Origin of the sequence: uncultured Candidatus Puniceispirillum sp. (assembly GCF_963979125.1) — a bacterium.
Lineage (GTDB): Bacteria > Pseudomonadota > Alphaproteobacteria > Puniceispirillales > Puniceispirillaceae > Puniceispirillum.
Genome location: NZ_CAXBVX010000070.1, coordinates 1 through 11,296 on the forward strand (window position 1 = coordinate 1; position 11,296 = coordinate 11,296).

Genomic DNA, 11,296 nt, shown 5'->3' on the forward strand with positions numbered 1-11,296 from the left:
TGATGAAGATGGCGGGCCTGGCCGGCCTGTCGCTGATGGCGGGCGTGGCTATTCATGTCTTGCCGAAATTCGGATGGTTGAAACCATTAGAGATGGAACGCCATCGACGTCATTCATGCGCTTTGGTGACAAGGTCGGCATTGAGATGCATGATGATGATGGTGCCAGCATCTTTGGCCGGATCGAACAGATAGTAGAGGCATATAATGGCTAAAGCATTTGCATCCCAAGGTGACTTGACCGAAAAAAATATCAGTTTTACCGAAATCGGGCGCGATTTATGGGCATTTACGGCTGAAGGCGATCCAAATACGGGCGTTATCATCGGTGATGACAGCGTCATGATCATCGATGCACAGGCCACTCCGCGGCTTGCCAATATAGTTGTCGAGAAAATCCGAGGCGTGACTGACAAACCGATTAAACATGTCGTGCTGTCGCACTATCATGCGGTGCGTGTGTTGGGTGCCTCGGCCTATGACGCGTCTGAAATCATTGCATCCGATACATGTCGAGCGATGATACATGAACGTGGCCAGGAAGATTGGGATAGTGAGTTTGGACGCTTTCCACGCCTGTTCCAAGGGCATGAATCAATTCCCGGTCTGACCTGGCCAACGCAGACTTTCGACCAGAAAATGACGATCCATCTTGGCAAGCGGCAAATTGATCTGATGCATCTTGGTCGCGCCCATACAGCAGGTGATATTGTAGCTTTTGTTCCAGATGAACAGGTAATGTTCACAGGTGACATCGTTGAATATCATTCAGCCTGCTATTGTGGTGATGGCCATTTTCACGATTGGGGTGGCACATTAGACAGGATTGCCAGTTTTGCCCCAAGCGCCATTGCGCCTGGACGAGGTGACGCGTTGGTTGGCGATGAAATGGTCACGGCGGCGATTGAAAACACCCGCGACTTTGTGATGAGCACCTATCGACCTGCAGCCATGGTGGCCGCCAAGGGTGGAACATTGAAAGATGCATGGGATGCAGTGCGCGAGGTCTGCGACCCTAAATTCGCTGATTATGCGATTTATGAGCATTGCTTGCCATTTAACGTGGCGCGCGCCTTTGACGAGGCAAAAGGTATTGATACACCACGTATCTGGACAGCCGCGCGTGACCTGGATATGTGGAACGCATTACAAGGCTAATATAACAGCCTTAGATTGAGAGATTGTTATGGCGCGTTATGCATATGAACCATTTCCCTATCACACCCCGCCCGAGCTATCTGGCGAGGCGGCGTCTGATGCACCTGTTCTGATTGTTGGTGCTGGCCCAATCGGTTTGGCATTAGCTATTGATCTAGCTATCAAAGGCATTGCCAGTATTGTACTGGATGATAATAACGTTGTTTCTGTTGGCAGTCGGGCAATATGCTGGGCGAAACGATCACTGGAAATTTTTGACCGACTTGGTGTGGCTGACCGGATGTTGGCCAAGGGCGTTACATGGAAACTTGGGCGGGTTTATCGCGGCGATGATGAAATTTATACCTTTGATCTATTGCCCGAAGATGGCCACAAATTTCCAGCTTTTATCAATCTGCAACAATATTATGTAGAACAGTTTCTGGTGGAACGTTGTGCGGATTTTGCCGAACTGATCGATTTACGTTTCAAAAATAAGGTCATGTCGGTAACCCAAGATGAAGACAGTGTTACCGCATCGATTCAAACACCTGATGGCATCTATGATATTCGTGGGGCTTACCTGCTGGCCTGTGACGGGGCGAAAAGCCCTTTGCGCAAACAATTTAATCTTGATTTCGATGGTCGGCATTTTGACGAGCGGTTTTTGATTGCTGATGTTGAAATGGAAGCTGATTTCCCATCTGAACGCTGGTTCTGGTTTACCCCTACTTTTCATAAAGGCCAATCAGCCCTGCTTCACAAACAGCCAGATAATATCTACCGGATTGATTTACAGCTTGGCCCTGATGCCGACCCAGATGAAGAAAAGAAACCTGAAAATGTAATTCCGCGTATTGAGAAGATTGTTGGCGGCCGTCCTTTCAAACTTGAATGGGTCAGCATCTATGATTTCAACTGCCGACGGATTGATCGCTTTCTTCATAAGCGCATCATTTTTGTAGGTGACTCGGCGCATGTCGTGTCACCTTTTGGCGCACGCGGTGGCAATGGTGGTATCCATGACATTGATAATCTAGGCTGGAAACTAGCCGCTGTTATTTCCAGACAGGCAAACCAAGACCTGCTTGAAAGCTATAATGAAGAGCGTGTGTTTGGAGCAGATGAGAACATCCGTAATTCCAGTTGGACATCCAGATTCATGTCACCTGATAGCGATGTGGAAATGGCCTTTCGTAATGCTGTTCTGGGATTAAGTGTAAATGCACCATTTGCCCGTCGGCTTGTGAATGCGGGGCGGCTGTCATTGCCGTGCCAGCTTGGACATAGCAGCCTGACCAAAAATGATACAGACGACTTTGATGTCCAAATGACTGTTGGTGCCCCTTGCCTCGATGCTCCGCTTGTGACGAAGAATGGTGATCATGCTTGGCTGATGAACCAGCTTGGAAACAGATTTACGCTTTTAGTTATTGGAACGCCTTTATGCAAAGCGCCCGACGATATTCACTGTATCCACATCGCCGCGGATGCTGATTTCAATGATGTTGAAGGGCTTGTTAACAAACGATATGGCACTGGCATATATCTGATCCGGCCTGATCAGCATGTTGCCGCACGCTGGTTATCTGACAAGGTTACAAGCGTAGATATTTCCGCCGCATTGGCGCGCGCTTGTGCACAATCAGCTATATAGGGGAAACATATGACCGTGAATACAGACTTCAATCTAGGCACCGATAGCGATGCCCTTTATAATGAATTGCTTGATGCCCATGTGGGTTTGTCTGCAGAGAAAAGCACCCAACTAAATGCCGCGCTTATTCTGGTGATGATGAACCATATTGGCGATGCGGACATAATCCGCGATGCTGTCCGCACAGCGCGTGCATCCATTGATAACTAGCATCTGGTGCAACGGATTATAATCCTTCATGTTTGATATCATCCTGTTCACGCCCCAGATACCGCCAAATACGGGCAATATCATCCGGCTATGTGCGAATACGGGCGCACGGCTGCATCTGATAAAGCCGCTTGGTTTTTCACTTGATGAAAAGTCATGCCGCCGTGCTGGGCTTGATTATCATGAAATGGCACTGGTTCAGCAATATGACAATCTGGCATCATGCCTTGATGCCCTAGGCATTTCGATAGACTCGTCTCGCCTGTTTGCGATCACCAAATTTGGCACACGGATTGTGCATGACGCCACTTTTGCTATAGGGGATATTTTCCTGTTTGGTGCCGAGACAACCGGATTGCCCGATAGCATCCATGCAGCTATGGGAGAAAAGCAGACATTGTCTTTGCCGATGTTGCCAGGCAACCGTAGCCTTAATCTAAGTAATGCCGTATCGATCACCATGTATGAAGCATGGCGACAAAACGACTTTCAGTCCCCTGAGGCATAAGGAATATAATGACAAAACAAGATGCAACCATGCAACGGCTGGATATCGATGTGCCTCAGCCCGGCCATATGGTCGCGCTTGCTGACGATCTATACTGGTTTCGTTTCAGTCTGCCATTTCGCCTTAATCATATAAACCTCTATGCGCTTGATACCGCCGATGGCTGGCTATTGATCGATTGTGGTATAAAGGCTGATAGTAATGCGGTGCAATGGCCACCCATGCTTGAAGGGCCGCTTGCAGGCAAGCCAATTGCCGGCATTCTGATCACGCATCACCATGCCGATCATGTTGGTTATGCTGGACAGTTATCCAGCCTGACAGGTGCGCCTATCATGACTGGTGCTATCGAGCATGAGATGATGCGCTGGGCATTGGATATGACAAATACAGATTATGAAAAACTAGCTGTCGATATTTATTCTGAATTTGGTTTGCCTGAAGATGTCATTGACCGCACCAAAAAATCTGGCAATTTCTATCGCTCGCTTGTTGGTGAACTTCCAGATGTTACCATTCTTGAGGCTGGTCAAAAAATAAAGACAGTTTCTGGCACGTGGCAAATACGCTTTGACGGCGGCCATTCACCTGGCCATATGAGCCTTAGTGACCCTGCACGTAAATTATATCTTGGCATAGATTTTCTGCTACCACGCATTTCGCCAAATGTGTCGGCGCCACTGCGCAATATAAATGCAGATGTTCTGGCAAACTATTTCACCTATCTGAATGATATGCGGTCGCTAGACAATGACTGGCTGGTTATTTCAGGGCATGACTGGCCTTATTATGGTGGTGGCATTCGTGCGGCGGCCTTGATTGCACATCATCAGCAACGCTTGACGCAATTAATGGATGCCGCCAAACCCTCGCCACTATCAACCAAAATGGCTAGTGACCATCTGTTTCCGTTTGAATTGACTGACCATGAAGTGTTTTTCGCCAGTTGTGAGGCGCGCGCGCATCTCAACCATCTGTTCCATGGTGGTAAAATGGATTATGCGCTTGGTAATGACAATATCGGCTATTTTGGCCTTGCTTAGATTTACTGGTCAGGGATTTACTGGTCAGGGATTTGCTGGTCAGGGATTTGCTGGTTAGGGATTTGCTGGTTTGAGCTGGCTGTTCGGTTTGTTGACTTGGTCTATCGAACAGGGCAAAAAGAAGTCTGTGCTTTACCCAAAGGTGACCCTATGAGCGGCGACTATAAATTTGACACGTTAAGCCTGCATGCTGGACATGTACCCGATGAAACACACGGATCACGCGCAGTTCCTATTCATCAGACCACATCCTATGTTTTCAAGGATAGCGACCATGCTGCCGCCCTTTATAATATGGAAATTGGCGGGCATCTTTATAGCCGCATTTCAAACCCGACTGTTGCGGTTCTTGAACAACGTGTTGCTGCCCTTGATGGGGCTGTTGCCGCTACGGCCACGGCCTCAGGTATGGCGGCGCTTTCCACAACCTTGCTGACAATTTGTTCTCAGGGCGACCATATCGTTTCGTCATCGCGCATGTACGGGGCAAACATCAATCTGATGGAAAATACCCTGCCGCGTTTTGGCATCACTACCAGCTTTGTTGACCCTTGCGACCCCGACGCCATAAAAGCCGCCATTCAGGACAATACCAAGCTGATTTTTGGTGAAGTCATTGGCAATCCGGGCCTTGATATAATGGATGTCGAAAAGGTCGCCAAGATTGCCGATGAAGCTGGCATTCCATTGATCCTTGATTGTACTTTCAATACGCCATGGCTGTTAAAACCAATCGATCTTGGTGCCAATATCATTATTCATTCGCTGACCAAATGGATGGGCGGACACGGTATTGCCATTGGCGGTATTGCGGTTGATGCCGGTAATTTTGACTGGGGTCGTAACGACAAATTTCCAACGATTGCTGGCCCGCATTACTCAATGAACGGTATTAATTTCTATGAAGAATTTGGGCCTGCTGCCTTTACCGCACGTTTCCGTGCCGAGGGTATGTATAATCTGGGACCAAGCCTGTCACCAACCAATGCCTTTCACATCCTACAAGGTCTGGAAACCTTGCCACTTCGTATGCAACGGCATATGGAGAACACGGCAAAAATGCTGGAATTCCTTGGCAATCATGAAGGCGTTGCGTGGGTGCGTCATCCAAATTTACCAGATCACCCTGGTCATGAACTTGCCAAGAAAATGCTACCACGTGGGGCTGGTTCAATCATTGTTTTCGGATTAAAAGGCGGACGTGACGCTGGACGTGCCTTTATCGAGTCAGTTGATCTAGCATCGCATCTGGCAAATGTTGGAGATGCCAAAACATTGGTTATCCATCCAGCCAGTACGACGCATTCACATATTTCAGCCGAAGCCATGATCGAGGGTGGCCTGTCAGATGATATGATCCGCCTGTCGGTAGGGCTGGAAGATATTGATGATATTATTGCCGATTTCAAACAAGGGCTAAAAGCAGCTAGCCGCGCAACCAAAGCCTGAGTCACCAGCATAGCGGAGATTAAGATGAAGCATGTTCTGCATGGTACAAAAATCCATCTTGCAACAGGTGGACGTGATTTTGATCCGGCAGGTGACGTTCTGGTCATGCTACACGGCAGCGGACAGAACCATTTAAGCTGGATTTTACAAAGCCGTCATTTTGCCCATCAAGGTCATAGCGTGTTGGTGCCTGATTTCCCAGGACATGGCCTGTCTGAGGGCACGCCGCTGGAAACGATTGAAGATATGGCGGCGTGGATTATCGATCTGCTTGATAGTCTTAGTGTGAAAACTGCCTGTATTGTCGGACATTCGCAAGGATGCCTTGTGTCAATAGAACTGGCTACACGTTATCCTGATCGAATCACGCATTTGGTGCTGATCGCAGGCGCAATGGCAATTCCAGTTAATGAGGTTTTGCTGGATATGTCCGAACAAGCCCTAGAAAAAGCCATTGCCATGCTGACAAGCTTTGGACACGGTCCCGAAGCACATAAATATGATCACTCACTGCCTGGCCATTCTTTCATCGGCTTTGGTGAACGGCTGATGGCAGTTAATAACCGCAATGCGTTAAAAGCAGATTTCACAGCTTGTAACAACTATAGCAATGGCCGTGCCGCCGCCGCATCGATAAGCCAGCCCACCTTGTGCATTCTGGCGCATAAAGACCGCAACACACCGTTAAAGTTTGGCAAAATGATGGCCGAAGCTATTAATGATTGTACGCTTGAGATCATAAAAAATGCAGGCCATATGCTACCTGTTGAACGCCCTCTTGAGGTAAATGCCGCAATGCGCACCTTCCTTGGAAACCGCTAACAGATTATGCAGAAACTGCCGCTACTAAGATAAAGGTTTACGTAATGACACAGTCCGATTTTTCAAAGATTGCCGTTATTGGTGCTGGTACAATGGGCAGCGGTATTGCTGCGCAGATCGCGAATGCCGGACATGATGTTTTGTTGCTCGATCTTGATGCGCGCTCCGGGGACGACAAAACCCCTGCGGAAATAGCCATTGACCGCTTGCTGGCATCGGACCCGCCACAACTGATGGATAAAAAATTCTCCAACCGCATCAGCACCGGTACGATTGATGCCGATCTTGAAAAGCTGGCTGATTATGACTGGGTGATTGAGGCTGTTGTTGAACGGCTTGAGATAAAGAAAGCCTTGTACAAGCGCCTTGATGACATTGTTCCGGTACATTGCATTATCAGTTCAAACACCTCGACCATTCCAATCCGGCTTCTTGTTGAAGATATGCCAACTGCCTTTAAAAGACGCTTTGCAATCACACATTATTTCAATCCAGTACGATATATGCGCTTGCTAGAGCTGGTGCGTGGCAGTGATACCGAATCCCACGTTATCGAAAAACTGGCAGATTTTAATGACCGCGTTCTGGGGAAAGGTGTTGTCCGCTGTGCTGACACACCTGGCTTTCTGGGCAACCGCGTAGGTGTATTTGCGCTGCAAGTCGGCATTGACGAAGCTTTCAAATGTGGCCTGACCGTCGAAGATGCTGATGCGCTGATGGGACGCCCGATGGGCATTCCAAAAACGGGCATATTTGGTCTTTATGATCTTATCGGCATTGATTTGATGGTTGATGTTGTTGCATCGCTTGCCAGTATTCTGCCAGAAAATGACGCCTTTCACGCGGTTGGGGGCAAGAATCCCATGATTGATGCGATGATTGCCGAGGGCTATACCGGCGACAAAGGCAAAGGGGGTTTTTACGTCACTGACGATGATGACAAATTATTTGTCCGGCCTCTAGGGGGGGCAGAACTGGCACCGCTAAGGCCAGCAAAAACAACTTTGCCAGATTCAGCAATCAAAGCTGCCGAAGCAACAGCAAAGCGCGGTGAACCGTTGGACATGATTCTGCAAGGTGATGACGCCTGTGCACGTTTCTGCCGCCGTGTTCTGGGGCGGGTACTTGCCTATGCAGCCAGCCTTATCCCCGATGTTACAAACAACCCGCAAGATATTGATGACGCTATGAAGCTGGGCTTTAATTGGACCCGCGGGCCATTTGAATTGATCGACGCTATTGGATATGAGCGTATGCAATCATTAATGTCTGAAGCTGGTGTTGCGGTGCCTGAGGCTTTGAAAACTGAAAGCCCGTTCTACCAGTTGCAAGGTAGTAGCCTGATGGTTCGCGACGCTAACAAAACCTATAATCCGATTATGTTGCCGACAGGTGTTATTCGTTTTCATATGACACGCAGGTCAATGACACCGATTTTGACAAACGACGCGGCCAGCCTTTTTGTTCTTGATGGCTTTGCGCAAAGTGTAAACGATTTAAGGCTTATCGAATTTCATTCAAAAGCAAATGCCCTTAACGATGCATCTATGGAAATCGTAGCCGCCGCCGCCGAAGATCATGGCAGTGGGATAATCGTACATAATGACGCCCAGCATTTTTCGGCAGGCGTTGATCTGAATGCCTTTCGTGCTTTTATCGAAGCTGAAGACTGGGACGGTATAGATCAATTCCTGACACGGTTCCAAAATGCCGTTTGCGCCCTGAAATATACACCTGTACCTGTTATTGGCGCGCCATCTGGATTGGCCGTAGGTGGTGGTTTTGAGGTATTAGCACATTGTGACAGGCTGGCAGTTCACACGAATTCAGTGCTTGGTCTTGTTGAAGCTGGTGTTGGCGTTGTACCTGGCGGTGGCGGTATTAAAGAAACCTTTTTACGCTGGCAATCAGCTGGCAAAAATGTTGATGATGCTGCCTGGAAAACATGGATGAATATCGGCTATGGCGCGACGGGTTCGTCGCCTAACCTCTCAGCTAAAATGCAATATTTCCGTGAAACCCATGATGAAACAGTTATGAATCGTGATCGTCTTCTTACAAAAGCCATAAGTATGATCGGTAAAATGCAGGATAAATACTGTGTACCTGAAAAGCCTATCACAAAACTAGCTGATGCCAATCTGGCTGACAAAATGGCCAGCTTTATGCAGGACGGTGTTGATCGTGGTGATTTCATGCCACATGACAAGACAGTGGCCATGGCGATTGCCAGCGTCATGTTGCAACGCGCGGGCGATGGTGGTGAGATTGATGAAAATGGGCTTTATGAACGTGAGCGTGAAGCCTTCATTTCTCTAGCCAAAACGAAAGAGACCTATATGCGCATCACATCAATGCTAGATCATGGCGCGCCTGTCAGAAACTAGAGCCAGTCCACATTCATTTTGGCAAGCGCATCAGGACCAGCCATCATTTTACTGGCCAGCTTTCCAACTTCGGGCAAGCTATAGGCCATATAGGCACCAGCACTTGCTTGCTTTGCTTTCATAAAGTCTGGATTGCCAACTTGATCAGTTTCGGCTTTTGATGCCGCCGCCGCCGCACGCGCCATTTGCCATCCCCCTGTCAAGTAACCAAGAAGCATAACAAAATCGACACCTGCCGCCGCCGCATCACGCGGATTATTTGCGCGTGCCAGCAATGATTCCAACGCATCCCGCCCTGTATCAACAGCCTGTTTGACCTGTTTGGCTAAAGGTTTGGTACTATCATTGTGGGTCGCGGCAATCGCGTCCATATCAGCATCAATGTCAATAAACAGTTTTTTTACGGCTGTTCCGCCATCGCGCAGGGTTTTACGAAACACAAGGTCATTAGCTTGAATCGCCGTAGTACCTTCATAAATTGGCAAAATACGTGCATCACGATAATGCTGGGCAACGCCTGTTTCCTCGATGAATCCCATACCACCATGAATTTGAACAGCATCTGATGTGAGCGCCAAAGACCGTTCGGTCATCCATCCCTTGATCACCGGAATCAGAAGACTTGCCCGCTCATGCCAGAAGCTAGCATCATCTTTGCCATGTGATTTATCCAGACAGGCACCACCAACCACCATCAAGGCACGCATGGCTTCGATCTCGGCTTTCATAATGGTCAGGATACGCAGAACATCAGGATGATGAATGATGCTGTCACCTTTATTGCCAGCAATCGGTGTCCCCTGCACCCTATCATGCGCATAATGCACAGCTTGCTGATAGGCACGTTCGGAAATGGCAAGCCCCTGCATACCAACAGCAAAGCGGGCATTATTCATCATCAGGAACATATATTCGAGTCCCTTGTTTTCCTCGCCAATCAGATATCCGGCCGCACCACCATTATCACCATATTGCAAAACCGCCGTCGGTGACGCCTTAATCCCTAGCTTTTTTTCGATCGAAACGCAGAAAACATCATTTGCCGCGCCTAGCGAGCCATCATCATTGATCATAATTTTGGGTACAGCAAATAGCGATATGCCTTTGACGCCATTTGGGGCATCAGGCGTGCGCGCAAGAACAAGATGGATGATATTCTTGCTCATATCATGCTGGCCATAGGTAATATATATCTTCTGACCTTTGATCAGATAATGGTCACCATTAGGCGTCGCCATTGTACGCAAAGCACCAAGATCGGTCCCCGCTTGCGGTTCGGTCAAATTCATCGTACCTGACCATTCACCACTAGTCAGTTGTGGCAGAAACATAGCCTTTTGTTCTGGGCTACCAACCTGTTCCAATGCATCAATTGCCCCTTGTGTGAGCAAATGACAAAGCGCCAAACTCATATTGGCGCTATTCCACATTTCACTGACCACTGACCCTAGGCATAGCGGCAAACCTTGTCCCCCGTGATCGGGATGTGCTTCAAACCCGATCCAGCCACCTGTCGCTAAGGCTTGCCATGCCGTATCAAATCCATCTGGCAATGACACCGAACCATCGTCATTGCGCGTGGCCCCCAAAACATCACCATCATGATTTAGCGGCGCGATAATATCGCTGGCAACTTTGCCAGCTTCTTCGAGCACAGCATCAACCAAATCATCTGAAACCATATCCATATCAGGAAGAGCGGCGATATTGTCGATACCAACCAAATGCGCAAGGGCAAATTTCATATCATCGATGGGGGCTTTATACATATGTCACTCACAAAACATCAGGCTTGGCAGGGTGCTTACTTGTAAACCATTTTATAATCAGGTGATGATAATCGCACCTTTCACCCTTTGCAACGCCGCAAAGCGTGGCTCAATGTCACGTGCTAAAACTAAAGCAGAACATTGAAATTGCTGCGTATTTTCTTATCAAGCTCTTCTGGAATATGCGTAGGATTAAAGCTGGCAAGTATTTCGTCTTTCCGCTTTTGTGCCACCTCGACAAGATTTGGCTTGCCAAGTTCTTCCCATTCTTTGGGACTTGAACGGTCGCCAATCGCCGGATAAACATATTCAGTC

Annotated in this window: 10 protein-coding genes and 1 pseudogene; 9 read left to right on the top strand and 2 right to left on the bottom strand. The window is 48.2% G+C overall.

The annotated features are described in order from the left end of the window. From ABNT28_RS07810 to ABNT28_RS07850, 9 genes and pseudogenes are all read left to right on the top strand, one after another. Positions 1-214, top strand: a pseudogene (locus tag ABNT28_RS07810) (2-keto-4-pentenoate hydratase); the annotation flags it as partial. After that, entirely contained in the window at positions 207-1,157 is a 951-nt protein-coding gene (locus ABNT28_RS07815) for an MBL fold metallo-hydrolase (protein ID WP_348721336.1), read from the top strand. The pseudogene ABNT28_RS07810 and the gene ABNT28_RS07815, both read left to right, overlap by 8 nt. 28 nt (positions 1,158-1,185) lie before the next feature. After that, the gene (locus ABNT28_RS07820; protein WP_348721337.1) at positions 1,186-2,793 is read left to right on the top strand and encodes an FAD-dependent oxidoreductase; all 1,608 of its coding nucleotides are present in this window, start codon (positions 1,186-1,188) and stop codon (positions 2,791-2,793) included. A gap of 9 nt (positions 2,794-2,802) precedes the next feature. Next, entirely contained in the window at positions 2,803-3,003 is a 201-nt protein-coding gene (locus ABNT28_RS07825) for a DUF2783 domain-containing protein (protein WP_332924641.1), read from the top strand. Between the two features lie 28 nt (positions 3,004-3,031). Further along, positions 3,032-3,511 (top strand): tRNA (cytidine(34)-2'-O)-methyltransferase, encoded by a 480-nt coding sequence (locus ABNT28_RS07830; RefSeq protein WP_332924640.1) that lies wholly within the window; start codon positions 3,032-3,034, stop codon positions 3,509-3,511. A gap of 8 nt (positions 3,512-3,519) precedes the next feature. After that, positions 3,520-4,554: an MBL fold metallo-hydrolase gene (locus ABNT28_RS07835; RefSeq protein WP_348721338.1), complete on the top strand. Its 1,035-nt coding sequence runs from the start codon at positions 3,520-3,522 to the stop codon at positions 4,552-4,554. A gap of 150 nt (positions 4,555-4,704) precedes the next feature. Beyond that, a complete protein-coding gene (locus ABNT28_RS07840; protein WP_332924638.1) occupies positions 4,705-6,003 on the top strand; it encodes an O-acetylhomoserine aminocarboxypropyltransferase in 1,299 nt (432 codons plus the stop codon). A 24-nt stretch (positions 6,004-6,027) separates the two neighbouring features. Continuing rightward, a complete protein-coding gene (locus tag ABNT28_RS07845; RefSeq protein ID WP_332924637.1) occupies positions 6,028-6,825 on the top strand; it encodes an alpha/beta hydrolase in 798 nt (265 codons plus the stop codon). 44 nt (positions 6,826-6,869) lie between these two features. Next, positions 6,870-9,212, top strand: a complete 2,343-nt coding sequence (locus ABNT28_RS07850; RefSeq protein ID WP_332924636.1) for a 3-hydroxyacyl-CoA dehydrogenase NAD-binding domain-containing protein — start codon at positions 6,870-6,872, stop codon at positions 9,210-9,212. Here the strand turns inward: ABNT28_RS07850 and ABNT28_RS07855 are convergent. Together ABNT28_RS07855 and ABNT28_RS07860 are read right to left on the bottom strand one after the other, a co-directional pair. Next, positions 9,209-10,981 (bottom strand): acyl-CoA dehydrogenase, encoded by a 1,773-nt coding sequence (locus tag ABNT28_RS07855; protein WP_332924635.1) that lies wholly within the window; start codon positions 10,979-10,981, stop codon positions 9,209-9,211. The genes ABNT28_RS07850 and ABNT28_RS07855 overlap by 4 nt on opposite strands. A gap of 128 nt (positions 10,982-11,109) precedes the next feature. After that, positions 11,110-11,296: trimethylamine methyltransferase family protein (locus ABNT28_RS07860; RefSeq protein WP_348721339.1), on the bottom strand; the 187-nt coding region annotated here is incomplete at its 5' end.

Excerpts from the sequence above, each read along its gene's own strand:
- ABNT28_RS07830 (WP_332924640.1), top strand. The coding sequence starts at position 3,032 with ATGTTTGATATCATCCTGTTCACGCCCCAGATACCGCCAAATACGGGC.
- ABNT28_RS07855 (WP_332924635.1), bottom strand. The coding sequence starts at position 10,981 with ATGTATAAAGCCCCCATCGATGATATGAAATTTGCCCTTGCGCATTTG.
- ABNT28_RS07815 (WP_348721336.1), top strand. The coding sequence starts at position 207 with ATGGCTAAAGCATTTGCATCCCAAGGTGACTTGACCGAAAAAAATATC.
- ABNT28_RS07820 (WP_348721337.1), top strand. The coding sequence starts at position 1,186 with ATGGCGCGTTATGCATATGAACCATTTCCCTATCACACCCCGCCCGAG.
- ABNT28_RS07825 (WP_332924641.1), top strand. The coding sequence starts at position 2,803 with ATGACCGTGAATACAGACTTCAATCTAGGCACCGATAGCGATGCCCTT.
- ABNT28_RS07835 (WP_348721338.1), top strand. The coding sequence starts at position 3,520 with ATGACAAAACAAGATGCAACCATGCAACGGCTGGATATCGATGTGCCT.
- ABNT28_RS07845 (WP_332924637.1), top strand. The coding sequence starts at position 6,028 with ATGAAGCATGTTCTGCATGGTACAAAAATCCATCTTGCAACAGGTGGA.
- ABNT28_RS07840 (WP_332924638.1), top strand. The coding sequence starts at position 4,705 with ATGAGCGGCGACTATAAATTTGACACGTTAAGCCTGCATGCTGGACAT.
- ABNT28_RS07850 (WP_332924636.1), top strand. The coding sequence starts at position 6,870 with ATGACACAGTCCGATTTTTCAAAGATTGCCGTTATTGGTGCTGGTACA.